The sequence below is a fragment of the Serratia sp. CoH_134_PS_4 genome (assembly GCF_058190535.1).
The window spans coordinates 73,806-99,456 of sequence record NZ_JBXWKI010000011.1 but is presented as its reverse complement, the minus strand read 5'-3'; the positions used below and the strand labels follow the sequence as shown (position 1 = coordinate 99,456).

At 54.6% G+C, this 25,651-nt stretch carries 22 protein-coding genes; 14 read left to right on the top strand and 8 right to left on the bottom strand.

From position 1 onward, the window contains the following. Nucleotides 1-154: 154 nt before the first annotated feature. On the top strand, nt 155-1,417 hold the full coding sequence (gene lysA, locus AC2FCQ_RS17480; protein WP_490308772.1) for a diaminopimelate decarboxylase: 1,263 nt from the start codon (nt 155-157) through the stop codon (nt 1,415-1,417). 30 nt (nt 1,418-1,447) lie between these two features. On the opposite strand, the gene AC2FCQ_RS17475 is transcribed toward lysA, so the two are convergent. The 3 genes from AC2FCQ_RS17475 to AC2FCQ_RS17465 all read right to left on the bottom strand — a co-directional run bounded on the left by AC2FCQ_RS17475 (nt 1,448) and on the right by AC2FCQ_RS17465 (nt 3,250). Further along, nucleotides 1,448-1,750: a helix-turn-helix domain-containing protein gene (locus AC2FCQ_RS17475; protein ID WP_404760876.1), complete on the bottom strand. Its 303-nt coding sequence runs from the start codon at nt 1,748-1,750 to the stop codon at nt 1,448-1,450. Between the two features lie 5 nt (nt 1,751-1,755). After that, nucleotides 1,756-2,100 carry a type II toxin-antitoxin system RelE/ParE family toxin gene (locus tag AC2FCQ_RS17470; RefSeq protein WP_209639757.1) on the bottom strand — a complete coding sequence of 115 codons (345 nt, stop codon included), beginning with the start codon at nt 2,098-2,100 and terminating at the stop codon, nt 1,756-1,758. Between the two features lie 139 nt (nt 2,101-2,239). Further along, the gene (locus tag AC2FCQ_RS17465) at nt 2,240-3,250 is read right to left on the bottom strand and encodes a LacI family DNA-binding transcriptional regulator (protein ID WP_404760875.1); all 1,011 of its coding nucleotides are present in this window, start codon (nt 3,248-3,250) and stop codon (nt 2,240-2,242) included. Between the two features lie 152 nt (nt 3,251-3,402). On the opposite strand from AC2FCQ_RS17465, the gene AC2FCQ_RS17460 reads away from it, so the two are divergent. Then, on the top strand, nt 3,403-3,858 hold the full coding sequence (locus AC2FCQ_RS17460) for a GNAT family N-acetyltransferase (RefSeq protein WP_209639763.1): 456 nt from the start codon (nt 3,403-3,405) through the stop codon (nt 3,856-3,858). On the opposite strand, the gene galR is transcribed toward AC2FCQ_RS17460, so the two are convergent. Continuing rightward, a complete protein-coding gene (gene galR / locus AC2FCQ_RS17455) occupies nt 3,855-4,874 on the bottom strand; it encodes an HTH-type transcriptional regulator GalR (RefSeq protein ID WP_265556487.1) in 1,020 nt (339 codons plus the stop codon). The two genes, AC2FCQ_RS17460 and galR, sit on opposite strands and share 4 nt — an antisense overlap. Nucleotides 4,875-5,093: 219 nt before the next feature. Between galR and AC2FCQ_RS17450 the strand changes: the two genes are divergently transcribed. The 3 genes from AC2FCQ_RS17450 (at nt 5,094) to lplT (ending at nt 11,337) form a co-directional block, all read left to right on the top strand. Continuing rightward, the gene (locus AC2FCQ_RS17450; protein ID WP_490308771.1) at nt 5,094-7,352 is read left to right on the top strand and encodes a molybdopterin guanine dinucleotide-containing S/N-oxide reductase; all 2,259 of its coding nucleotides are present in this window, start codon (nt 5,094-5,096) and stop codon (nt 7,350-7,352) included. Nucleotides 7,353-7,987: 635 nt separating this feature from the next. Then, nucleotides 7,988-10,141: a bifunctional acyl-ACP--phospholipid O-acyltransferase/long-chain-fatty-acid--ACP ligase gene (gene aas / locus AC2FCQ_RS17445; RefSeq protein ID WP_490308770.1), complete on the top strand. Its 2,154-nt coding sequence runs from the start codon at nt 7,988-7,990 to the stop codon at nt 10,139-10,141. After that, complete coding sequence (lplT, locus tag AC2FCQ_RS17440; RefSeq protein ID WP_209639774.1) at nt 10,141-11,337, top strand: lysophospholipid transporter LplT; 1,197 nt, start codon at nt 10,141-10,143, stop codon at nt 11,335-11,337. The genes aas and lplT overlap by 1 nt, the downstream gene beginning before the upstream one ends. A gap of 37 nt (nt 11,338-11,374) precedes the next feature. Here lplT and AC2FCQ_RS17435 read toward each other — a convergent pair whose 3' ends face one another. The 4 genes from AC2FCQ_RS17435 to mutH all read right to left on the bottom strand — a co-directional run bounded on the left by AC2FCQ_RS17435 (nt 11,375) and on the right by mutH (nt 14,642). Further along, nucleotides 11,375-12,415 (bottom strand): NADP(H)-dependent aldo-keto reductase, encoded by a 1,041-nt coding sequence (locus AC2FCQ_RS17435; RefSeq protein WP_130381893.1) that lies wholly within the window; start codon nt 12,413-12,415, stop codon nt 11,375-11,377. Nucleotides 12,416-12,751: 336 nt separating this feature from the next. After that, complete coding sequence (locus AC2FCQ_RS17430; protein WP_135317776.1) at nt 12,752-12,970, bottom strand: YgdI/YgdR family lipoprotein; 219 nt, start codon at nt 12,968-12,970, stop codon at nt 12,752-12,754. Nucleotides 12,971-13,144: 174 nt separating this feature from the next. After that, nucleotides 13,145-13,861 carry a TerC family protein gene (locus tag AC2FCQ_RS17425; RefSeq protein ID WP_209639780.1) on the bottom strand — a complete coding sequence of 239 codons (717 nt, stop codon included), beginning with the start codon at nt 13,859-13,861 and terminating at the stop codon, nt 13,145-13,147. Between the two features lie 94 nt (nt 13,862-13,955). After that, nucleotides 13,956-14,642, bottom strand: a complete 687-nt coding sequence (gene mutH / locus AC2FCQ_RS17420) for a DNA mismatch repair endonuclease MutH (RefSeq protein WP_209639783.1) — start codon at nt 14,640-14,642, stop codon at nt 13,956-13,958. A 696-nt stretch (nt 14,643-15,338) separates the two neighbouring features. Between mutH and rppH the strand changes: the two genes are divergently transcribed. From rppH to recC, 9 genes are all read left to right on the top strand, one after another. Then, the gene (gene rppH, locus AC2FCQ_RS17415) at nt 15,339-15,866 is read left to right on the top strand and encodes an RNA pyrophosphohydrolase (protein WP_209639786.1); all 528 of its coding nucleotides are present in this window, start codon (nt 15,339-15,341) and stop codon (nt 15,864-15,866) included. A 12-nt stretch (nt 15,867-15,878) separates the two neighbouring features. Then, entirely contained in the window at nt 15,879-18,125 is a 2,247-nt protein-coding gene (gene ptsP, locus AC2FCQ_RS17410; RefSeq protein ID WP_209639789.1) for a phosphoenolpyruvate--protein phosphotransferase, read from the top strand. 193 nt (nt 18,126-18,318) lie between these two features. Continuing rightward, the gene (lgt, locus tag AC2FCQ_RS17405; RefSeq protein ID WP_209639792.1) at nt 18,319-19,191 is read left to right on the top strand and encodes a prolipoprotein diacylglyceryl transferase; all 873 of its coding nucleotides are present in this window, start codon (nt 18,319-18,321) and stop codon (nt 19,189-19,191) included. A gap of 7 nt (nt 19,192-19,198) precedes the next feature. Beyond that, nucleotides 19,199-19,993 carry a thymidylate synthase gene (gene thyA / locus AC2FCQ_RS17400; RefSeq protein ID WP_209639795.1) on the top strand — a complete coding sequence of 265 codons (795 nt, stop codon included), beginning with the start codon at nt 19,199-19,201 and terminating at the stop codon, nt 19,991-19,993. Between the two features lie 220 nt (nt 19,994-20,213). After that, a complete protein-coding gene (locus tag AC2FCQ_RS17395) occupies nt 20,214-20,720 on the top strand; it encodes a prepilin peptidase-dependent protein (protein WP_490308769.1) in 507 nt (168 codons plus the stop codon). Continuing rightward, the gene (locus AC2FCQ_RS17390; RefSeq protein ID WP_490308768.1) at nt 20,708-21,286 is read left to right on the top strand and encodes a prepilin peptidase-dependent protein; all 579 of its coding nucleotides are present in this window, start codon (nt 20,708-20,710) and stop codon (nt 21,284-21,286) included. Before AC2FCQ_RS17395 ends, AC2FCQ_RS17390 begins: the two co-directional genes overlap by 13 nt. Continuing rightward, on the top strand, nt 21,283-21,729 hold the full coding sequence (locus tag AC2FCQ_RS17385) for a YgdB family protein (RefSeq protein WP_404760870.1): 447 nt from the start codon (nt 21,283-21,285) through the stop codon (nt 21,727-21,729). Before AC2FCQ_RS17390 ends, AC2FCQ_RS17385 begins: the two co-directional genes overlap by 4 nt. Further along, entirely contained in the window at nt 21,719-22,060 is a 342-nt protein-coding gene (locus tag AC2FCQ_RS17380; RefSeq protein WP_209639807.1) for a prepilin-type N-terminal cleavage/methylation domain-containing protein, read from the top strand. The genes AC2FCQ_RS17385 and AC2FCQ_RS17380 overlap by 11 nt, the downstream gene beginning before the upstream one ends. A 33-nt stretch (nt 22,061-22,093) precedes the next feature. Next, a complete protein-coding gene (gene recC / locus AC2FCQ_RS17375; protein WP_490308767.1) occupies nt 22,094-25,465 on the top strand; it encodes an exodeoxyribonuclease V subunit gamma in 3,372 nt (1,123 codons plus the stop codon). The last annotated feature ends 186 nt before the right edge of the window (nt 25,466-25,651 follow it).

Sequence of the window (25,651 nt, the reverse complement as noted above, 5' to 3'; positions counted from 1 at the left end):
ATGAATAGACTCTGGCTAAATAGATATTTTCCACCCGAGAAAGAGTGCGGCAATATTAAGGTCATTAACCAGCCCTAGGGATTTCCAATCGCAGTTAACAGCGCCGCGATGTGAAATACGACGGCCAGATCACTTTCGAACCGGGGACATCACCATGCCATGCGCTTTGCACGACACTTCGACGGCTCTTAATGCCGCTAACCTGCTGGCTTTGCCGCAGCGTTTTGGTTGCCCTGTATGGGCTTATGATGCTGCTATCATCAGTGAGCGCATTAGCCAACTGCGTCATTTTGATGTGATCCGCTTCGCCCAGAAGGCGTGTTCGAATATCCATATTTTGCGCCTGATGCGTGAGCAGGGCGTTAAAGTGGATTCAGTGTCGCTCGGTGAGATCGAACGTGCATTGCAAGCAGGGTTTCAGCCGGGCGGCGAGCCAAGTGAAATCGTGTTTACTGCCGACGTGCTGGACCATGCAACGTTGGCACGCGTCAGTGAGCTGAAAATCCCGGTCAATGTCGGGTCGATCGACATGTTGGAGCAACTGGGTCAGGTGTCTGCAGAGCATCCCGTGTGGCTGCGTATCAACCCAGGCTTTGGGCATGGTCACAGTCAGAAAACCAATACCGGCGGCGAGAACAGCAAGCACGGCATTTGGTATGCCGATTTGCCGCAGGCAGTAGAAAAAATTCAACAATATGGCCTGAAGCTGATCGGCGTGCATATGCATATCGGCTCGGGCGTTGATTACCAACACCTGGAGCGCGTGTGTGACGCCATGGTGCAGCAGGTCATTGACCTCGGTCAGGATATCAGCGCCATCTCAGCCGGCGGCGGCCTGTCTATCCCGTATCAATACGGTGAAGAGGCGATTGATACCGAACACTATTTTGGCCTGTGGAACCGCGCCCGTGAGCGTATTGCCGCCCATTTGGGCCACCCGATAAGCCTGGAGATTGAACCTGGCCGTTTCCTGATGGCGGAAGCCGGGGTGCTGGTCGCTGAGGTGCGCGCGGTGAAAGATATGGGTAGCCGCCACTTTGTGCTGGTGGATGCCGGTTTTAACGATTTGATGCGTCCGGCGATGTACGGCAGCTACCACCATATTTCTTTGTTACCGGCCGATGGCCGCGATACTGCCAACCAGCCATTGCGCGATACCGTGATCGCCGGGCCGCTGTGCGAATCGGGTGATGTCTTTACCCAGCAGGCCGGTGGCGGTATTGAAACCCGCGAACTGCCGCCAGTGCAGGTTGGCGATTATCTGGTATTCCATGATACCGGGGCGTATGGCGCCTCAATGTCATCGAACTACAACAGCCGTCCGCTGCTGCCGGAGGTGCTGTTTGAGAACGGTGAACCGCGCTTGATCCGTCGTCGACAGACGATTGAAGAGTTGATAGCGCTGGAATTGCTCTGATTGTTTTGGGCGCAGCCTGCTGCGCCCGTTTCACAGCGTCATGCGTCGATGTTGGCCGTTGGGGAGTTGGACGTCCAGCGCCAGCGTGCCTCCCATTGCTTCAATGTAGCGCTTCAGCGAAGAGAGTTTGATTTCGCTGCCGCGTTTCTCCAGATTAGCAACCGAAGGCTGGCTGATACCCAGCCGCTTGGCCAGTTCTGCCTGGGACACGGCCAGTTCTTCTCGCAGCATTGCCAGCCGTAGCTCAAAAATCTCGTTGTCCGCTTTTTGTCGTGCCGCTTCAACGACGTTTGGGTCGAGTTTATCGATCAGATTTGATAATGGCTTGGCCATATACGTTACCTCAGGGTTGCCAGATAATATGAAAATTCTCTCACGGCGATGGGCAACATTTGCTGATAGAAGCGTTTATTGCCGGTTTCATCGCCACCACATAGCAGGACGGCCTGCCGTTGTGGGTCGAAGGCGAAGAAAACCCGAAATGGGCGCCCACGGTGCTGAATACGCAGTTCTTTCAAATGCTGTATTTTGCCATGGTGATGCAGCGTGTCGGCATGCGGACGTGCCAGCAAAGGGCCAAACTCCTGCAGTTTAAAAATGCCCACTAAGAGGCTTTCTTGTTCATCCCCGTTTAATGATAAAAACCAGCTGTCGAATCGTTCGACGGTCACAACCTGCCACATGTCACGCTCCGAATATAGCTTCAGAGCTATATAGTGTAAAGGCTATCGTGGTGACAATATGCTGCCAAGTTGCAGGTAAGGGAAATTGCAGTGGAAGAAATGCGGCGCGGTGCGCAACCGACGACAACGCCAGTGGGAATCAATCAGCGTATGGCCCTGGAATCACTGATTCACGTAGCCGTAATTCACCGGTAAAAGGCGGGAGCGGCTGGATGTCTTCTCGGTTGATCAAGCGGAAAGCCTGGCTGATGGCGGCTTCGATCATGACATCGATCGGCAGATAAACCGTGGAGAGCGCGGGTTGTAAATAGGCGGCGCTGGGTTCGTCGTCAAAGCCGAACAGTGAGACATCCTGTGGCAGGCGTTTGCCGGCATCGTGCAGCGCCTTCATCGCGCCCACCGCCATATCGTCGTTGCAGGCGAACAGTGCGCTGAAATTGCTATTTTCGTCCAGTAAACGCTGTACTCCCTGATAACCACTTTGTACGCTGCTGTCGCCATAGGCCACTCGGGAGGCATCGAAGGCAATCTGATGGTGCTCAAGCGCCTGTTGGTAACCTGCCAGCCGCGCCTGAGCGGTAGGCGTCTTGATGGGGCCGGTAATGCAGGCGATCTCACGGTGCCCTTGTTGAATCAGATAATCAACCGCATGGAAGGCAGCCTTTTGTTGTTCGAAGAACACGCAGCGTGCTCGCGCTTGCGGCAAATCGCGGTTGATCACCATAATCGGTACCGGCAGGCTGTCCAGCAAATCCATCAGTGCAGATTCGGACATGAAGCGAGTATAGAGAATAATGGCATCACAGCGCCGATCGGCCAACAGCTGCACTGCCTGGAGCTCATCTTCCGGTGTGTCGTGGCCGTCGGTGACAATCAAGTGCTTGCCGCTGGCTTCAATCAGCTTAGCTGCACGGCGGAGCAGTCGCCCGAAGTAGGGGCCGTCGAAATTGGACACGACCAACCCGATGCTGTTGGAGCTTTTGTTCGCCAACGATTGGGCAAGGAAATTCGGGCGGTAACCCAATTCGTCCATCGCTTTGAACACGGCTTCTCGGGTACTCTTTTTCACCTGGCCGGTGCCATTTAACACGCGTGAAACTGTGGCTTTAGATACCCCCGCGCGAATGGAAACATCCAACATGGTGATCATCAGTGGCTTACCCCTTTCAACATCCGCTGGTGGCAAATAATGCTCAGTCTAGCATAGGGTTAGCTGTTGGCTGTGCGGCTTTTTATCGTGGTGGCGGTGTCGCGGGCAAACGCGTGTAGATGAGAATCAAGCAATGAAAAAAGGGCGGTAGAATGACAAGTATTGTGTTGTTGGCTGACTTTCCTCAGTACCGTGAGCAGGTGATTGACTGGCAATGGCGGGCGTTCGGCAGCGAGAGCAGCCGGGCATTTTTCGCCAGTGTGGTAGACAGCGGCCTGCGTGGGGCGGATTTGCCCGTCACCTTTATCGCTCTGCTGGGGGATAAACTGGTTGGCACTGTCGGCTTATGGCGCTGTGATCTGATTAGCCGCCAAGATTTGACGCCTTGGCTGGCGGCGTTGTACATCGACGAAAGCCAGCGTGGCACTGGCCTGGGCCTGCAGTTGCAGCAGCATGTGCAGGATTACAGCCGGCAGCTTGGTTTCAGCGAGCTGTATCTTTACGCTGACTTCAGCGGTTATTACGAACGCCATGGCTGGCACTATATCGGTGACGCGCTGGATTATCCTGACCGCCCGGTGCGGCTGTATCACCGGGCGTTAGGCTAGTTCTGCTCGTACACGTTATTGATGCTGGACACCGAATGGCGGCGCACCAGCGTCGGGCTAAACATGTTGGTAATTTCGGGCCGCGGCAGGTTATTGGCCAGCGCCAGTGCCAATTCAGCCGCCTGGGTCGCCATGGCCACGACAGGATAGCGAATGGTTGTCAGGCGTGGTCGCAGGTAGCGTGAAATCAGCACGTCATCAAAGCCAATCAACGACATCTGTCCCGGCACGTCGACGCTGTTATCGCTGAGTACCGATAACGCGCCCGCAGCCATAGAATCGTTGTAGCAGGTCACTGCGGTAAAGTTTTTTCCCCGGCCAAGCAACTCGGTCATGGCGTGCTCACCCCCAATTTCGTCGGGTTCGCCGTAGGCAATCAGCTTTTCATCCACCGGGATGCCATGTTCCTGCAATGCATCGAGATAGCCTTGCAGACGGTCTGCTGCGTCAGAAATCTGGTGGGTGGAACAAATAATGGCAATACGCTGATGCCCTTGCTGGATCAAATGGCGGGTTGCCAGCCAAGCACCGTAACGGTCGTCAAGTGCGACGCAGCGAGACTCAAAACCTGGGAGCGTACGGTTAATCAGCACCATGCCAGGGATTTGCTGCATCCAGCCGCTTAATTCACGATCGGTCAATTTTTTGGCATGCACCACCAGCGCAGCACAGCGATGGCGCACCAGTTGTTCGATCGCCTGACGTTCTTTTTCCGCATCGTGGTACCCGTTGCCGATCAGCAGAAAATTGTGGGTCGCGTAGGACACCTGTTCCACCGCTTTGACCATGGCGCCAAAGAAAGGATCGGACACGTCAGAGACAATCAATCCGAGCGTTTCGGTCGATTGCTGCGCCAGCGCGCGGGCGTTAGCGTTGGGGTGATATTGCAATTGTTCCATCGCGGCTTGCACGGCGGTGCGAGAGCCTTCGCTGGCTTTTGGGGAATTGTTTATTACACGGGATACCGTGGCCACGGAAACACCCGCCAGCCTGGCAACATCCTTTATGGTAGCCATATCTGTCATACATCCTGGGTAATCGCTTACATTCCTCAGTTTTGCGGAAAAAGTCCGGTGCTGCAAGCGCTGGCGATCGCAACTTGTGGTGGCTGTTGCAGATATGTGCGATTTATCGTGCGCTTAGACTTACCGGACGCATTAATAGCGCAATTTGTGCTTTGGTTCCGGGCACTGGCTGATGTTACTTTTGTGTATCTTTTCTTGTTCGAGAACCGCATGTCGATTAAACGTTATCCGCAACTCGCGCATTGGGGGGCTTATACCGCCGTGGTTGAAGACGGCAGGCTTATCCGTTGTGAGCCTTTTGCCGATGATCCGGATCCTTCTCCATTGCTCGACTCCATTGCGCCAATGGCCTATTCCGATAAGCGTATCCGCAAGCCGGCGGTGCGTCGTTCCTGGCTGCAAAAACGTGAAGGCAGTGACCACACGCTGCGTGGTCGTGAGGATTTTGTTGAGGTTGACTGGGAGCTTGCACTTGATCTGGTGGCGGAAGAAAACCGGCGCGTGCGCGATCGTTACGGTCCTTCAGGCCTGTTTACCGGTTCCTACGGCTGGTCGTCCGCCGGCCGTTTGCATCATGCGCGTTCGTTGGTGCGGCGTTTTTACTTCAGTGGCGGTGGCGGCGTTGATCAGTTGGGTAACTACAGCTGGGGGGCGGCGCAGTTTTTCCTGCCGTATGTGATCGGCACCTTCACCCCATTGACCGGACGTGTCACCAGTTGGCCCAGTGTGATCGCGCACTGTGAGCTGTTTGTGGCCTTCGGTGGGCTGGCGTTGAAGAATGCCCAAGTGTCTTCTGGCGGGGCTGCTGAACATTCACTCAAGCCCTGGTTGCAAAAACTGGTTCAGAAAGGCACCCCGGTTATCAACATCAGCCCGATGCGCGATGACTGCCCGGCATTTGTTAATGCCGAATGGATCCCGATCCGTCCGAACACCGACGTGGCGTTGATGTTAGCGTTAGCGTACGAAATTCAACGCCAAGGGGCGCAGGACGAAGCCTTCCTTTATAGCCACTGTACCGGTTACGACCAACTGGCGAATTATCTGCGTGGCGTGGATGACGGCGTGGCGAAAACGCCAGAATGGGCCAGCGCAATTACCGGCATTCCGGCGGCGCGCATTGCGTTGTTGGCGCAGCAACTGATTGGTGTACGCAGTTTTCTCACCTGTTCCTATTCAGTTCAGCGCGCCCACCGCGGCGAACAGCCCTACTGGATGATGATAGCGCTGTCGGCGATGCTTGGTCAGGTTGGGCTACCCGGCGGCGGTTTCTCGTTTGGCCATGGTTCGATGAATGGCGTTGGCAATCCGCGCGTGGACACGCCAGGGCCAATGATGTCGGTGGGGGAGAACCCATGTGGGTTGGCTATTCCCGTGGCGCGTATCTGCGACATGTTGCTGCACCCCGGCGAACCCTATCAGTTCCGCGGTGAAACCTTGCACTATCCGGATATCCATCTGGTGCATTGGGCCGGTGGCAACCCGTTCCATCACCATCAGCAGTTAAATCGACTGGTGGAGGGCTGGCAGAAGCCGGATACGGTGATTGTGCAGGATATCTGGTGGACGCCGGCGGCAAAGATGGCAGATATCGTTCTGCCAGTCACGACCTCGCTGGAACGTAACGACATTGGCGGTTCATCACGCGATCGCTACGTGTTGGCGATGCATCAGGCCATTGCACCACAGCATCAAGCGCGCAACGATTTTGATATTTTTGCCGACTTGGCGGAGCGATTGGGTTATCGCGAGCAATTTACCGAAAACCGTAATGAACGGGCCTGGATCGAATCTATTTACCAACAGTGTGGGCAGGCGCAGGCGGGCACAGGGGGGGAATGGCCCGAATTTGACGATTTCTGGCGTAAAGGCTACGTCGAGTTGCCGGCACCGGCGAAGGAATTTGTGTTCTTTGACGACTTTCGTGCCAATCCAAAGGCTAACCCGCTGCAAACGCCGAGTGGCAAAATTGAGCTGTTCAGCGAGAAAATCGCCCGTTATCGCTATCCTGATTTTGCACCCCATCCGCAGTGGCAGCCGCCGGTTGAGTGGCTGGGGGCTCCACAGGCAAAAACGTGGCCGCTGCACCTGATTTCTATTCAGCCGAGCGACCGTTTGCATAGCCAGATGGATCCTGCACCGCTGGCGCAAGGCAATAAAACCGCGGGTCGTGAGACTCTGTATATGCACCCTGAGGATGCAGAAAAACGGGGTATTGCCAACGGCGCCGAAGTGCAGGTTAGCAATGCGCGTGGTCACTGCCTGGCGGGCGTTGCTATTACCGATGGGGTCACACGTGGTGTGGTACTGATGGCGACCGGTGCCTGGTTTGACCCGGGGTTGGGTGACCAACAGTTACCGGTAGAGCAGTCCGGCAACCCCAATGTATTAACGCTGGATATCGGCACCTCGCCGCTAACCCAGGGGCCGAACGCCATGAGCTGCCTGGTAGAGGTGAGCACCCGATAAATAGCTGGTTACACTTTGCGCCCTAATGTTGCGATAGCCCTGCTGGCTGGTATTTGGCAGCACGGGGTAAGTTTAACGTCCCAGAGGTATTGATTGGTGAGTTTCAACAACGTGTTTGTTGAACCCATATTAATTTGCACCAACCTACGCAGATGCGTAGGTTTTTTTTCCTGAAGCCCAGCTAACCCGCCTGCACAAAATCACATTTTGTATTTATCTTGCCCAGGATTGTTTAGCTTTCATTGAGTTATTTCCGCCAAGCGTGGGAAATTTACAGCTGGTTGCATTTAGAGCAAAACTCTTGCGATTGATCGGTAGTTTCTTAATCCACTCCTCTCTAGAGTAGGTGATCCCAGAGGTATTGATTGGTGAGAAATCAACATACTCTGTATGTTGAAGCCATTTTCAATTGCACCAACCTACGCGGATGCGTAGGTTTTTTTTTGCCTGCCATCTGCCATATAGTATTCTTTTCCCAACAACCATTTATCCCCTTTACCTTTCAAGGCGCTGGTGTGTTGGCTGCGCCCCAATGACTTACTTCTGTAAGCGCTTGGGGGCCCGTATGCTTGCGGCCATCCCGCTCCTTGAGATCGATTGGGGATACACTCATTTTGGGCCAAAGGGAGAAGGGCATGATCTTTTCTATGCTGCGGGTGTTGTTCCGCCTGTTGTACCGGGTACGTGTCGAAGGTGACGCCCGGCATTTTGATCAGCCAAAGCTGCTGATTACACCCAATCATATCTCCTTCCTTGATGGCATTTTGTTGGCGCTGTTCTTACCGATCAAACCGGTGTTTGCCGTTTATGCCAGCATTGGCGATCGTTGGTTTATGCGTTGGCTGCGGCCCTATATCGATTTTGTCTCACTCGACCCAACAAAACCGATGGCCATCAAGCAGCTGGTGCGCAGGGTGGAACAGGGACGACCGATTGTGGTTTTTCCTGAAGGGCGGATTACCGTTACCGGATCCTTGATGAAGGTTTACGATGGCGCTGCATTTATTGCCGCCAAATCGGGGGCGACCCTGGTGCCCATTCGGCTCGATGGTGCTGAATTCAGCCCCTTTGGCCGTATGGCTGGGGTGTTCAAGATCCGCTGGTTTCCACAGATCAGTATCCGGATCTTACCCCCAACGTCACTGCCGATGCCGATTGCCCCCCGTGCCCGCGATCGCCGTGCGCTTGCCGGGGACCGTTTGCATCAGATCATGATGCAGGCACGTATGGATACCCGCGAACCACAGACCTTGTTTCAAGCCCTGCTGGCAGCACAGCACCGTTACGGCAGCCGTAAGCCGTGCATCGAGGATATTAACTTTAAGGAAGACAGCTACCAGACGTTGATCAAAAAGGCTCTGGGTGTCAGCCGTATCCTGCAACGCTTTACTGCCGAGGGTGAGCATGTCGGCATGCTATTGCCGAATGCCACTATCACTGTCGCAGTGATTTTTGGCGCTTCGCTGCGTAACCGTATTCCGGCGATGCTCAATTACACCGCCGGATCCAATGGCCTGAAAAGCGCCATGACCGCCGCCAATATCAAAACCATTGTCACTTCGCGCCAGTTTCTGGAGAAGGGCAAATTGACGCATTTACCGCAGCAGGTACCTGAAGCTAACTGGGTCTATCTGGAGGATTTGAAAGATACCGTTACTTTGACGGACAAATTGTGGATCCTTCGCCATTTGTTGCAACCTGCGCGGGCAATGCTGCCACAGCAGCCGGACGATGCTGCGTTGATCCTGTTTACCTCGGGCTCGGAAGGCAATCCAAAAGGCGTGGTGCATTCTCACGCCAGTTTATTGGCCAATGTTGAGCAGATCCGTACCATTGCTGATTTCACGCCACGTGATCGCTTTATGTCATCGCTACCCTTGTTCCACTCATTTGGCCTGACGGTCGGGCTGTTGACGCCGCTGATGACCGGTAGCCGTATTTTCCTCTATCCCAGTCCGCTCCATTACCGCGTGGTACCGGAGCTGGTGTATGACCGCAACTGCACCGTGTTGTTTGGTACTGCCACCTTCCTTAATAACTATGCACGCTTTGCTCATCCTTATGATTTTGCCCGTTTACGCTATGTCGTGGCTGGCGCGGAAAAGCTGGCAGATAGCACCAAACAAATTTATCAGGACAAATACGGCATTCGCATCCTCGAAGGCTATGGCGTAACAGAATGTGCACCTGTGGTGTCGATCAACGTACCGCTGGCGGCTAAGGTCGGTACGGTGGGGCGCATTATGCCGAAGATGGAGGCGCGGCTGATCGCGGTACCAGGCATTGATAACGGCGGGCGTCTGCAGTTGAAAGGGCCGAATATCATGAAGGGCTATTTGCGGGTGGAGCGTCCGGGCGAGTTGGAACCACCGGCGGCAGAGGATGCACAGGGTAACCTGCAACCGGGCTGGTATGATACCGGCGATATCGTCACATTAGACGAACAGGGATACTGTGTGATCCGTGGTCGAGTGAAGCGCTTTGCCAAACTGGCGGGTGAAATGGTTTCGCTAGAGAGTGTTGAGCTGTTGGCACAACGTGCAGCGCCAGAAGGGCAGCACGCTGCTACGGTGAAAAGCGATAGCAGCAAGGGCGAAGCGCTGGTGCTGTTTACCACGGCAGCAGGCATGAGCCGTGAAGCGTTGCTACGGGTCGCTCGTGAGTTGGGCAGCCCCGAGCTGACAGTGCCGCGTGATATTCGCATTTTGAAAACCTTGCCGGTGCTTGGCAGCGGTAAGCCGGACTTTGTGACCCTGCGTAACATGGCTGAACAGCCGGAGACAGTCTGATGAGCTCGACGTTGAATACTGATTCACCTCTGCTTTCACGCAGTATGATCGCCGTGATCTGTGCGCAGTTCCTGTCCGCTTTTGGCGATAATGCGTTGCTGTTCGCCACGCTGGCGCTGATCAAACAACAACTCTACCCGGACTGGAGTCAGCCGATTTTGCAAATGGCTTTTGTCGCGACCTACATCGTTCTGGCTCCCTTTGTCGGTCAGGTCGCCGACAGTTTCGCCAAGGGGCGAGTGATGATGGTGGCCAATGGATTGAAGCTTGCTGGCGCACTGGTCATCTGTTTTGGGCTCAATCCGTTCCTTGGTTATAGCCTGGTGGGTGTCGGCGCCGCAGCCTATTCGCCGGCAAAATACGGCATTCTGGGGGAGATCACCGGCGGTGAAAAGCTGGTCAAGGCCAACGGCCTGATGGAGGCTTCCACTATTGCTGCGATCCTGATTGGCTCTGTGGCCGGTGGTATATTGGCCGATTGGCATATCGTGGCGGCGCTGGCGGTGTGTGCATTGGTCTATGCGGCTGCGGTGATCGCCAACCTGTATATTCCGCGCTTGCCGGCGGCGCATCCGGCGGTTTCCTGGACGCCGCGTGCCATGACTCGCGCTTTCTTCAACGCTTGCGTGGTGCTGTGGCGCGATGGTCAGACACGTTTTTCATTGATTGGTACCAGCCTGTTCTGGGGCGCAGGGGTCACACTGCGTTTTCTGCTGGTGCTGTGGGTACCCGTGGCGCTCGGTATCACGGATAACGCCACGCCAACGCTACTCAATGCGATGGTGGCGGTTGGGATTGTGGTGGGGGCCGGTGCCGCCGCGCGCTTTGTCACATTGGAGACGGTGAAACGCTGCATGCCTGCCGGGATTTTGATCGGTGTCGCTGTGGCGGTATTTGCACTGCAAACGACCCTGTTTAACGCCTATGTGGTGTTGTTGATTATCGGCGTGTTGGGCGGCTTCTTTGTGGTACCGCTGAATGCCTTATTACAGGAACGGGGCAAAAACTCGGTGGGGGCAGGCAATGCGATCGCGGTGCAAAACCTGGGAGAGAACACCGCAATGTTGCTGATGCTCGGGCTGTATTCTCTGGCGGTGAAAGTCAGCGTGCCGGTGGTTGGCGTAGGAATTGGTTTTGGCGTGGTGTTTGCGCTGGCGATAAGCGCACTGTGGTTGTCGCAGCGGCGGGCAAAATAACAGATGGGGCGCGGTTCATTTACGCGCCCCATATGATTTATGGTGCAGGAATAGTAAAGCGGGTATGGATTTCTTCCAGCCCTTGAAGAACGTCTTCATTCAACACCACGTCGAAACTGTCGATGTTGGTTTTCAGTTGCTCTAACGTGGTGGCACCCAGCAGGGTACTGGCAACGAAAGGTTGCTGACGTACAAAGGCCAGCGCCATTTGTGACGGATCCAGCCCGTGTTTTTTGGCTAATGCGACATATTCTGCAATGGCCAGCTGCGTTTGCGGCGCAGAGTAGCGGTTAAAGCGGCTAAATAGCGTATTACGCGCTCCGGCAGGTTTGGCACCGTTCAGGTATTTGCCACTGAGCGTACCGAACGCCAGGCTGGAATAGGCCAGCAGTTCGACGCCCTCATGCTGGCTGATCTCGGCCAGGGCTATTTCAAAACTGCGGTTTAGCAGGCTGTAGGGGTTCTGAATAGAGACGATGCGCGGTAACTCGTGCTTTTCAGCCAATTGCAGATAACGCATCACGCCCCATGGCGTTTCATTAGACACCCCGATATAGCGGATTTTACCGGCACGTACCTGTTCGGTCAGGGCTTCCAGCGTTTCCAGCAGGGTGACGGTGGCTTTATCGTCGGTGTATTGATAATTAAGCTTGCCGAAGAAATTAGTCGCTCGCTGCGGCCAGTGCAGCTGGTAGAGATCGAGATAATCGGTGTTTAGTCGCTTCAGGCTGGCATCCAGAGCTGCGCGGATATTTTTGCGGTCTAATGCCTGCTGCGGGCGGATGCTGCTATCGGTGCCACGCACCGGCCCGGCGATCTTGCTGGCCAGCACGATCTTCTCACGATTGCCGCGTGCCTTGATCCAACTGCCGATGTATTGCTCAGTCAACCCCTGGGTTTCTGGACGGGGCGGTACCGGGTACATCTCTGCGGTGTCGATCAGGTTGACGCCAGCGGCTAATGCATAGTCGAGTTGCGCGTGGGCATCGGCTTCACTGTTCTGTTCGCCAAAGGTCATGGTGCCCAGTCCCAGCACGCTCACTTCTAAAGAACTGTGGGGAATACGGTGGTATTGCATTAACGGCCTTCCTTTCATGTTAGCGCTACGGGCTGTACCGCCCGGTGAAACAGGAGCCAAAGGGCAGGCTGCGGCAAACAGCCTGCAAGGCGGTATATCGCCTTTCTCGACTATAACCAAGCGGAGAAGATGGGGGAAGAGGATTCAGTGCGAGAGGCGGCTATCGTGTATCACAGAGGCGGTCTTTCAAGCTGCGGCGATCAAATAGGTTCCCGGCAGATTTGTCACTGACTTCAGCGACTGTAGGGACGAATAACCTCGTCCCTACAATATTTGGGTACAAACGAGCTGGGGGCCTGGCTGCAACGTGAAAGCTATAGGGTATAGTCAGGGTGTTTAACGCTCGATAACCTGTGAAACCTGATCACCGTTGATTTGGCGACTGTTACCTTTTTCATCTTTATAGCTGATCAGGCCGGTATCTTTGTCGATTTCCGGTTTGCCCTGGGTCAGGATCATATTGCCGTCTTTAGTCGCCATAACGTAATCGCTGGAACATCCCGCCAACCCGGCGGCGATAACCAGTGCCGAAACTGCCATTACCCACTTTTTCATCCTGCCGATCCTCGTTTATGTATGCAGAAAAGAAGTCTCTTCTTAGATTAGCAAACTCTAGATGCGCCGTGTTTCGGATAAGTCCTTATCTCTGTAAGAGAAAGTAGGGCCGAGTAGCGTTGGGAACGGCGGACAATATTGCGGGAGCGGCTTTTGCACACTCCCGCAGAGGCATTACTCAGAGACCTGCTTTTTCTTGCTGCGCATCAAGTTGAGCGCTTCAACCGACATTGAGAAGAACATCGCAAAGTAAATGTAGCCTTTTGGTACATGTACCTGGAAGCTTTCCAACATCAGTGTGAAGCCGACCAGGATCAGGAATGCCAGCGCCAGCATTTTCACCGAAGGGTGGCGGTTAACAAACTCGCCAATCGGGCGGGCGGCAAACATCATGACGCCAACGGCAATGACCACAGCGGCCATCATGATAAACAGGTGGTCAGACAGACCTACTGCGGTGATCACCGAGTCCAGGCTGAAAATGATATCCAGTAGCATAATTTGTACGATGGCGCCAAAGAAACTGTGCACTTTCGTGTTGTGTTCTTCCTCTGAGCCTTCGATGGTTTCATGAATCTCTTTGCTGGCTTTCCAAATCAGGAACAACCCGCCCAGAAGCAGGATCAGATCGCGTGCGGAAATGCTGTGTTCCATCACGGTAAACAGCGGATGGGTCAGACGGATCACCCAGGCGATAGAGGCCAATAGCCCCAGGCGCATTAACATTGCACCCGCCAACCCGAGACGGCGCGCTTTATTCTGTTGCGCTTTCGGCAGTTTGGACACCACCAGGGAAAGGAAAATAATGTTATCAATACCCAGAACGATCTCAAGAATGGTCAGCGTACCTAACGCTAACCAGGCATTGGGATCCACAATCCACTCGAACATTGCCCAGCACACCTTAATAAAAAGCCAAGGCTGAATTATACCCGTTTATTGATACGGCGACACCGTTAGCTAAACGTGACCTAAACAAACGCGATCAGATGAGAAAATGTCTTGCCAATAGCGCGCCGGTAAAACTTTTCTTCAGATAAAAGCCGCGCGGCAAGGTGAGGATCGGCTGCCCCTGTTCACCGATGGCTTCCGTTAGCGCTTTACTGTTGGCGGCCTTGGGCCGAAGTTGCAGTACTTCACCGTGTCGAGCCGTGATCTGTTCGACGTGGCCGAGCACGATCAAATCCATCAATTCTTCCCAGTCGCGGCGCAGCATTTCTTCTTCAACCGCGTTAGGGCTCCATAACAACGGAGAACCGATGCGACGTTGCGCCAGCGGGATTTGCCGTTCACCTTCAACCGGGATCCACAATACACGCGCCAGTTTATAGCGCACGTGGCTGCTGGCCCAGGTTACACCGCTATTGCCGGTTAAGGGGGCAACGCAGACGAAGGTGGTTTCCAGTGGTTTACCGGCGGCGTCTATCGGAATCGTTTTTAACTCTATACCCAATTCGGGGAAATCCTGCTCCGGTTTGCTGCCTGCCATGGCGCCAAGATATTGTTCCAACAGCATGCCAACCCAGCCTTTATCGCGCTTCAGGTCCTTAGGGATAGCCAACTGTGCGCGTTCGGCCAGTTCACCCAGGCTGCAACCGGCAAGCTGTTGCGCCCGTTCAAACAGCTGTTGCTCGTTTTTGGGAGGAGCGGGCAGAGGAGATAAAAACGCCATAATACAAGCCTGTTAGATTTGGTTGAAAAACGTACTGCATTTGTACACAGATAACTTTTGCCGGAAGTGGCTGGGGAAAAGAATAATAGTAGCATGATTTTTCATGACTTTTTTTCTGACACATGGCGGGGAGAAAATTCCTGACGACGCTTGTGCACCAGAAGCCACCGACAATAAACAGGATCTTACACCTATTTATCCACAGATTTATGGGATAACCCAAATTTTTACCGATCACTGGTTCGATTTACAGCCTTGACGTGGGCACCTTTTTGCGAAATTGTCCGTTTTGTGCGTAACTTGCGCGAATAATCTGTGGATAAAAACGACGTTGGTGGATCTTTCACCAGGCCAGGATCCTTAGCGGACATAGATCACATTTTTGCTCTGTACATGTCTGTTGATAAATCCATAAATTGTTATTTTAAAAGTATTAATTTGGTTTTCGTTTTTTATGGGTTTTTGAGCTTGTCAGAGTTTTACCGGCTTATCCCTTGAGTTCTTCACACACCTATCCACAGAAAAAGTGAATAAAACCGCGGTGAAATTGCCCTGCATGTTTATAACTTTGCCATTATCTGTGAGTTATCCCAATGTTATCCGGTTTGCAGGGCCGCAAAGCAGTGGTTTACCGCCTGTAGCTTGTGTGAAACAATCAGGGTATCTATGCGAATTTAAGCTTATCGAGGTAGTCCGGTGATCGATGATGATGGCTACCGCCCGAATGTTGGTATCGTAATCTGTAATCGTCAGGGGCAAGTCCTGTGGGCTCGCCGTTACGGTCAACACTCCTGGCAGTTTCCCCAAGGTGGGATTAACCCTGGTGAAACCGCAGAACAGGCAATGTACCGTGAGCTGTTCGAAGAAGTGGGGCTGAGTAAAAAGGATGTGCGTATCCTGGCCTCAACCCGCAACTGGTTGCGCTATAAATTGCCAAAACGTTTGGTGCGTTGGGACACAAAGCCGGTTTGTATCGGCCAAAAGCAGAAATGGTTTCTGTTGCAGTTAATGTGCAATGACGCTGATATCAATATGCAACGCAGCAGCACGCCGGAGTTTGACGGTTGGCGCTGGGTGAGTTTTTGGTATCCGGTGCGCCAGGTGGTGTCGTTCAAACGTGACGTATACCGCCGGGTGATGAAAGAATTCGCCGTGACCGTGATGCCAATGCAGGAGCAGGCAGCACAGCGGCAGATCCCCGCTTATCGCCGGAAGAGAGGTTAAGTTAAGCCGACTATGCTCACGCGCTTGCGAGAAATTGTTGAGAAGGTGGCCGCGGCGGCCAGTCTGACAGATGCGCTGGATCTTTTGGTTAATGAAACCTGTCTGGCAATGGATACGGAGGTCTGTTCCATCTATCTGGCGGACAACGACCGCCGTTGCTACTACCTGATGGCGACACGCGGGTTAAAAAAACCGCGTGGGCGTGTCATCGCGTTGGCATTTGATGAAGGTGTCGTCGGGTTGGTCGGGCGCCGTGCGGAGCCTATTAACCTGGCGGATGCGCAAAGTCACCCCAGCTTCAAATACATTCCTCAGGTGAAGGAGGATCGTTTCCGATCCTTCCTCGGCGTGCCGATCATTCATCGCCGCCAATTGCTGGGCGTGTTGGTGGTGCAGCAGCGTGAGCTACGTCAGTTTGACGAAAGCGAAGAATCCTTCATGGTGACGCTTGCCACGCAGATGGCCGGGATCCTCTCGCAGTCACAGCTTAACGCCATTTTCGGTCAATACCGACAGACGCGTATTCGCGCACTGGCGGCCTCACCGGGCGTTGCGGTGGCGGAGGGCTGGCAGGACAGCAGCCAGCCTTCACTCGATCAAGTTTATAAGGCCTCGACGCTCGATACCGCGAGCGAGCGGGAACGCCTGACTCAGGCGCTTGAAGAAGCCGGGGCGGAATTCCGTCGCTTCAGCAAGCGCTTTGCCGCCAGCTCGCAAAAAGAGAGCGCGGCGATCTTCGATCTCTATTCTCACCTGTTGAACGACGCCCGTCTTAAACGCGAATTGTTTGCCGAGATTGATGCCGGTTCTGTGGCTGAATGGGCGGTTAAACAGGTGATTGAAGTCTTTGCCGCGCAGTTCGCCAGCCTGCAAGACACCTACATGCGCGAGCGTGCAAGCGATCTGCGTGCGCTTGGCCAACGCCTTTTGTTCCACCTCGACGACACCACCCAAGGTGCGACTCAGTGGCCAGCGCGTTTTGTACTGGTGGCCGATGAGCTGACTGCCACACTGCTGGCCGAAATGCCGCAGGACAGGCTGGTCGGTGTTGTTGTGCGTGACGGTGCTGCCAACTCCCATGCGGCGATATTGGTGCGTGCGATGGGCGTGCCGACGGTGATGGGGGCAGATATTCAGCCTGCGCTGCTCAGTCAGCGGCTGTTGATTGTCGATGGTTATCGCGGTGAACTGCTGGTGGATCCTGAGCCGGTACTGGTTCAGGAATACCAGCGGCTGATCAGCGAAGAACAAGAATTAAGCAAGCTGGCTGAGGACGACGTTGAGCAGCCGGCCCAACTCAAAAGTGGCGAGCGTGTTCAGGTCATGCTCAATGCTGGCCTTAGCCCGGAACACGAACAATTGCTGGGTGGGCGGGTCGACGGCGTTGGCCTGTACCGTACTGAAATCCCCTTCATGCTGCAAAGCGGTTTTCCTTCTGAAGAAGAACAAGTCGCGCAGTATCAAGGCATGCTTCAACTGTATCCGAATAAGCCAGTGACGCTGCGTACGCTGGATATCGGCGCCGATAAGCAACTGCCGTATATGCCGATCAGCGAAGAAAACCCCTGCTTGGGCTGGCGCGGTATCCGTATCACGCTGGATCAACCGGAAATATTCTTGATTCAGGTGCGGGCTATGCTGCGTGCCAATGCGGGCACGGGTAATCTGGGTATTCTGCTGCCGATGATCACCAGCCTGGAAGAGATCGACGAGGCTCGGCGTTTGATCGACCGCGCAGGGCGAGAAGTGGAAGAGGTTCTCGGGTATGAAATCCCGAAACCGAAGCTGGGCATCATGCTGGAAGTGCCGTCGATGATCTTCATGATCCCGCATCTGGCCGGGCGCGTTGAGTTTATTTCGGTGGGCACCAACGACCTGACGCAATATCTGCTGGCGGTAGATCGCAATAATACCCGGGTAGCGTCGCTGTATGACAGCCTGCATCCTTCCATGTTGCAGGTGTTGAAGTTGATTGCCGTTCAGGCCAAGGCCGTCGGGCTACAGGTCAGCTTGTGCGGTGAATTGGCTGGCGACGCAATGGGCGCGCTGTTGCTGGTGGGCATGGGGTATCGCAATCTGAGCATGAACGGCCGCAGCGTGGCGCGCATCAAATATCTGTTGCGACATATCGAACTATCCGACGCCGAAGTGTTGACGCAGCGGGTACTGAACGCACAAATGACTACCGAAGTACGCCATCAGGTTGCCGCGTTTATGGAGCGGCGTGGCATGGGCGGTTTGATCCGCGGCGGTAAGTAAGGTCACGGGCTGACTGATTTTTTTACAGAACTTTTCCCAGCAGGCCAGACCGGAGGGGGTTAAGCTTATGCTATTATCCGCCTCCTCAACTGCGTTGAAAGCAACGGAAAAAGAGTGTTCCTGCTGTGTTTCACCGCGTTTGGCACCTGCCGCCCCCGGATGGGGAAGAATAATAGACATGTTGTGGTGATAGATGACCAATAGCTATCTGGCGTTTCCTAAATTTGATCCGGTGATTTTCTCTATCGGCCCGGTTTCTCTGCATTGGTACGGTCTGATGTACCTGGTTGGCTTCGTTTTTGCCATGTGGCTGGCGGTGCGCCGTGCCAACAAGCCAGGCAGCGGTTGGACCAAGGATGAAGTAGAGAACCTGCTGTATGCCGGTTTCCTCGGTGTGTTCGTCGGTGGCCGCGTTGGCTATGTGCTGTTCTACAACCTGCCGCTGTTCCTGGATAACCCGCTCTATCTGTTTAAAGTCTGGGATGGCGGCATGTCGTTCCACGGCGGTTTGATGGGGGTGATCCTGGTGATGTTCTGGTTCGCTCGTCGCACCAAACGCACCTTCTTCCAGGTTTCCGATTTTATTGCCCCGCTGATCCCATTCGGTTTGGGTGCCGGCCGCTTGGGCAACTTTATCAACGGCGAACTCTGGGGCCGTGTGACGACCGATACCCCATGGGCGATGCTGTTCCCAAGTTCGCGCAGCGAAGACGTGGCGCTTGCCGCCGCCGACCCGCAGCTGTTGCCGATCCTGAACCAATACGGAGTGTTGCCGCGTCACCCGTCCCAGCTGTATGAATTGCTGCTGGAAGGCGTGGTGCTGTTTATCATTCTGAACCTGTTTATCCGCAAACCGCGGCCAATGGGCGCCGTCTCCGGCCTGTTCCTGATTGGTTATGGTGCATTCCGTATTATTGTCGAAGCTTTCCGTCAGCCGGATGCCCAGCTCGGCCTGTTCGACGGCGTAATCAGCATGGGGCAGATCCTGTCCATTCCTATGGTGGTGGCCGGTATTATTATGATGATTTGGGCGTATCGTCGTCGCCCGCAGCAACAACTGTCGTGAGGAACAAATGAAACAGTATCTGGATTTGATGAACAAAGTGCTCGCCGAGGGCACCCCTAAAGCCGACCGTACCGGCACTGGCACGTTGTCGATTTTCGGCCACCAGATGCGTTTCAATTTGCAGGAAGGGTTTCCCCTGGTTACCACCAAAAAATGTCACCTGCGTTCAATTATTCATGAACTGCTGTGGTTCCTGAACGGTGACACCAACGTGGCTTACTTACGGGAAAACAACGTCAGCATTTGGGATGAATGGGCTGACGAAAACGGCGATCTTGGCCCGGTGTACGGCAAGCAATGGCGAGCCTGGGGGGCAGCGGACGGTCGTCAGATCGATCAATTGACCACCGTGCTGAACCAATTGAAACAGGATCCGGATTCGCGCCGTATCATCGTTTCTGCCTGGAACGTGGGTGAGCTGGATCAGATGGCATTGGCACCGTGCCACGCGTTCTTCCAGTTCTATGTGGCAGACGGGAAATTGTCTTGCCAGCTGTATCAGCGTTCTTGTGATGTGTTCCTGGGCCTGCCGTTCAACATTGCCAGCTATGCGTTGCTGGTGCATATGATGGCGCAGCAATGCGATCTGGAAGTGGGTGATTTCGTCTGGACAGGTGGCGACACGCATCTGTACAGCAACCATATGGAACAAACCCAGCTTCAGTTGACCCGCGAACCGCGTGCATTGCCAAAACTTCTGATCAAACGCAAACCGGCATCGCTGTTCGATTACCGTTTCGACGATTTTGAAATCGAAGGTTACGATCCGCACCCTGCCATCAAGGCACCGGTTGCCATTTGATTTCCTTGCCATAAATTATTGCTAAGGGCGCACGGGTTGCGCCCTTACTTTTTTCTGCCTCTGCCTCTGCCTCTGCCTCTGCCTCTGCCTCGTTTACCTCTGCGTTCTGCTTCGCATTTTTTTAGGCTTTTCCACTCGTTACATCAAAAGGTTGCGTGGCGTAATTCATGTCGGCTAACGGGCGCTTTATCCCGCGGCATACTGGCTTACACTGGCCGCTATGAATGATGAGACGACGTTTAACTTTACAGGCCAACGTGGCATGACACTCATTGAACTGTTGGTGGTTATGACCCTTGCCGGTGTGCTAACCGGCGCAGGGATCAGCCATTGGCGTGATTACCAGCAGTCTTTGCGGTTGGAGCATACCGCCCAACAGTTGCTGGCCTTTCTCACACGGATGCAAGCGGACGCTAACTGGCGCAATCGCACGGTATTGCTGGGTTTTAAAACCGGCACCCCCTGGTGCATCAGCAACGGGCAAGCCCCTGCGGATTGCAATGCGCTCGGCGATGACGTGTTCACCCCGTACTACACGGATGTGCAACTGGCGGGTTATACCCAAAAAGAGATGGGCTTCTATGGCCTGCGTAACAATGCACAAGCCGGGCATATTGTATTGAGCAATGGGGCTGGTAGCCTTCGACTCGTGTTGTCCGGCAAGGGGCGGCTCCGGCTATGCAGTGAAGGGCAAAGCATACGGGGGATTCCATTATGTCAGTCTTAGAGCGTGGTTTTACTTTGCCGGAGGTGATGCTGGCACTCACATTCGGCAGCCTGATTGCGCTTGCTGCCGCTAAGACCTACCCGGTGCTGCGTCAGCACAGTGTTGATGTTGGCCGCTATTATCGGCTGGAGTCGGTGCTGCGGCAGTTGGCTTTTGGTATAGAGAAAGATCTACGCCGTGCCGGTTTCTGTGCGGGTCAGTGCCGCGGAAAGCCTCTGCTGATTAGCCATGCCAGCGGTGAGGCGGCGGGCAGCTGCGTGATTGTGGCCTACGACGTCTCTCGCAACGGTCAGTGGGAAGACACCGGCGCTGATGCTGATTACTTTGGTTATCGTCTTCGACAGGGCATGCTGGAAGGGCAGCGTGGTGTGAGGCACTGCAGTGGCACGGGGTGGGAACGCCTACTCGATAGCGACGAAGTGCGCATTGAAACTTTTGACGTCAAAGCCAACGCGGGGGATGGGGGCAAAACCTGGGTTTCGCTGGTATTGACCGGTCGCTCGAAAGCCAATAGCGGTATACGGCGCAGTTTGCATTGGGCAGTTAATATGGCCTCGCTGCCATGAATGCGTGCAAGCAACGAGGGGGCAGTACCTTGGCGGCGGTGATGATGCTGTTGGTGATGGGGCTGATGTTACTGAATGCTCAGCATCGCCAACTGGACAGTGCCTTACTGGTGGCGGCCGACGAGCAGCGCTACTTACAGGCTTATAACCAGGCTATTTCGGCACTCAGTTGGGGCGTGGCACAATCCTGGCCGCGCAACCGCCTTGTCACTAATGGGTGGTGGTGCCAGAAAACCGCTGCATTGCGTGCCTGCGCAAAATTGTCCGCTCAGACGGGTATTGTGCTGGTGCGAGGTGAAGCCGACATGAATCATGGAGAGCCGCTGCGGATATATCAACGGACGAAGCCTGACGGGGCGGAAAGTTCGATCGTGCTGGTTGCAGAGGCGGGGGGCTGGCTGGATTTTTGCCCGGAAAAAAAACAGGTGGACTGTGCGGAGTAAGCAGCAAGGTTTCAGTCTGCCAGAGGTGATGATTGCTGCGTTGCTGTTCGCGGTGTCGCTACTGGGATTGTTACAGTATCATCAGGTGCTGTTGCAGTCGTTCCAGCGTCAGTGGCAGTATCGGCAAGCTTGGTCGTTAGCGCACCAGCAATTAGACGTTTTCGCCGCAACTGGGCGTGTGGATGCCGGACTGCCGCTACCTGCGCCGGGGTGGCTGCTTGATACTGAGCTGAGCACTCCGCAGGCGTTCTGCCAAAGGCTGACGGTAAAAATACAAACGCCCCAACGACAGTGGGCGAAACTCAGCCGTTGGTACTGCAAACGCCAGTAATCCGGCAGTCATTTTGTTTTAAGGGAGCTCCCAATGTTTAGGGTTTATCATTCCAATCAGTTGGATTTGCTGAAAACGTTGACCAGCGCGTTGATAGCCAGAGAGCCATTGGCCGATCCTTTTCAACAGGAAGTGGTATTGGTGCAGAGCCCCGGTATGGCGCAGTGGCTACAGATGCAACTGGCCGAACAGTTTGGCATCGCCGCCAATATCGCTTTCCCACTGCCTGCAACCTTCATCTGGGACATGTTTACGCGAGTTTTGCCGGGTATTCCGAAAGAGAGTGCCTTTAGCAAAGACGCCATGACCTGGAAGCTGATGTGGCTGCTGCCCGATCTGCTCACCCAACCTGAATTTGCCCCGTTGCAGCATTACCTCACCGACGACGGCGACAAACGTAAAATTCACCAGCTTGCTGGCCGTGTGGCAGACCTGTTCGACCAATATTTGGTGTACCGCCCGCAATGGCTGGAAAGTTGGCAGAAAGGCGAACGCATAGACGGACTGGCGGAAGCACAGCAATGGCAGGCTCCGTTGTGGGCGCGGCTGGTCGAATACACTCAGGCGTTGGGGCAACCGGAATGGCACCGTGCCAATTTGTACCGTCGCTTTATCAAGGCACTGGAAAGTGCGGATCAGCCGCCGGTAGGATTGCCGCCACGGGTATTTATCTGCGGTATTTCCGCATTACCGCCGGTATACCTGGAAGCGCTGCAGGCATTGGGAAAGCACATTGATATTCACCTGATGTTCACCAATCCGTGCCGTTACTATTGGGGCGATATCCAGAGCCCGTCATTCCTGGCGAAGTTACAGAGCCGTAAACGGCAGCACTATCGCGATAAAACGGAATATGCATTGTTCAGGGATCCGGATAATGCCGCTTCGCTGTTCAATGAAGAGGGTGAACAAGACTTGCCGAACCCGTTACTGGCCTCATGGGGCAAGCTGGGGCGGGATCATCACTTTTTACTTTCGCAGATTGAATCCTCACAAGAGGTTTTTGCTTTCGTTGATGTCCCTGCGGACAATCTGCTGCATGCCATTCAACACGATATGCTGGAGTTGAAGAACAGCGCAGTGATCGGCACCACACCGGAAACGTTGGAAAGTAGCGCCACTAAACGCCAGCTTGATCCCGACGATCGCTCCATTAGTCTGCATGCCTGCCACAGCCCACAACGTGAAGTTGAAATATTGCACGACCAGCTGTTGAGTATGCTGGCGGACGATCCCGCGCTGACGCCTCGCGATATCATTGTGATGGTGGCGGATATCGACAGCTACACGCCTTATATTCAGGCGGTGTTCGGCAACGCCTCACCTGAACGTTATTTGCCGTTTGCCATTTCTGACCGAAAGGCCAGCCAGGCGCATCCTGCGTTGCAGGCATTTATTTCGCTGTTGGATCTACCCCAGAGTCGCTTTACGTCAGAACAGGTGCTGGCTCTGTTGGAAGTCCCGGCGCTGGCTGCGCGTTTCTCCATTCGTGAGGAAGGGCTGCGCCTGCTGCGCCACTGGGTCGGCGAGTCTGGCGTGCGCTGGGGCCTGGATGACGACAACGTACGCGAGTTGGACTTGCCCGCGACCGGTCAGCACACCTGGCAATTCGGGATTACCCGTATGCTGCTGGGTTACGCCATGGACAGCAACGCCGGTGATTGGCAGGGCGTATTACCTTACGACGAATCTAGCGGGTTAGTTGCTGAACTGGCTGGCCAACTGGCGGAACTGCTGGCTGCATTGAGCCGCTGGCGGCAACGATTGGGGCAGGCACGCTCCCTGACCGAATGGCAACCGCTGTGTCGACAACTGCTTGAGACCTTCTTCGAGCAGGATGACGAAACCGAAGTGGTGTTGGCACTGATAGAGCGGGAGTGGAACAAAGTGTTCGAGTTCGGGTTGGCGGCGCGCTATCCCGATGACGTGCCGCTGTCTATATTGCGTGACGAGTTGGCCGCGCGCCTTGATCAAGAACGCATCAGTCAACGCTTCCTCGCCGGGCAAATCAATTTTTGCACCCTGATGCCGATGCGTTCCATTCCGTTCGACGTGGTTTGCCTGCTGGGCATGAACGACGGGGTTTACCCGCGCACTCTGCCACCGCTGGGTTTTGACTTGATGGCGCAACAGATGAAGCGTGGCGACCGTAGTCGCCGTGATGATGACCGTTATCTTTTCCTGGAGGCGATTCTGTCGGCACAGAAACGGCTCTATATCAGCTTTATTGGCCGTTCTATCCAGGATAACAGCGAGCGTTACCCCTCGGTATTGGTGACTGAATTGTTGGAGTACCTGGAGCAAAGCTATTGCTTGCCGGGCGATGAAAAGCTGGACGCCGATAGCAGCGCTCGGCGCGTGGGGCAACATTTGCTCAACTGGCATTCACGCATGCCGTTTGCCGCTGATAACTTTCTGCCCGGCAGCGAAGATCAAAGCTATGCGGCAGAGTGGTTACCTGCCGCCGATAGGCGCGGTGCGGCACATCCGCCGTTTAATCAGCCGTTATTGCCAGAGCCGCAAACGCAGATCTCGTTGGATGATTTGCTGCGGTTCTACCGTCACCCTGTCCGTGCGTTCTTCCAACTGAGGTTGGGCGTCAGTTTCATTCTGGAAGAAACCGAATTACCGGATGAAGAGCCCTTTACCCTGGATAACCTCAGCCGCTATCAGTTCAACAGCCAATTGCTGAACACCTTGATTGATGGCGAGGACGCTACGCGCCTGTTTCAGCGGGTACGTGCCGCTGGCGGTTTGCCTTTTGGCCCCTTCGGCGAAATTTATTGGCAGAAGCAGCAGGAAGAGATGACCGAACTTGCCGAACAGGTGCGTGCTGAACGACGAGAGGGACATAGCCTGGAACTGGATATCGATATTGCCGGGGTGAATATCAGTGGGTGGTTGCATCAGGTTCAAGACGATGGGCTGCTGCGCTGGCGACCGTCAACGTTGTCGGCGGTTGATGGGATATTGTTGTGGCTGGAACATCTGGTGTATTGCTGCGTCGGTGGCACGGGAGAAAGCCGTATTTACGGGCGTAAGGGGGCAGCCTGGCGTTTTGCCGCGTTAAGCGCACAAGAGGCACACGAGCACTTGGCTGAGCTGGTAGCGGGTTACCAGCGCGGCCTGTGTCAACCGTTACTCTTGCTGAACAAAAGTGGTTGGGCGTGGCTGAGCCAGTGCTACCAGCCTGAAACGCAGCAGATTGATTGGGATGACGAAGTACAAACCAAGGCTCGGGCGAAACTGCTGCAAGCCTGGCAGGGCGATCAGCGTATTCCTGGCGAGGGTGAAGATCCCTATGTACAGCGGGTGTTTCGCCAATTGGATAATATTTATTTAGCGCAAATTCTGGCCGAAACAGAGCGTTATCTTCTGCCGGTGGCAAGGCATAACCTTGGGTAACAATCCCCCGGTGGTACTGATTGCCTTGTGGTGGTAAAAATAATCAGGGTTATATTCAACTATCGGGGTTAGCTCTGGTCGTACATAACGTACAAGCATATAGACTCGCCGCTTTTCAAACTGCAGCCGTTGTTAACTGCAGCTTGAAATTCAAAGGGTACAGACTTTGAGTGTGTTGTTTTGATG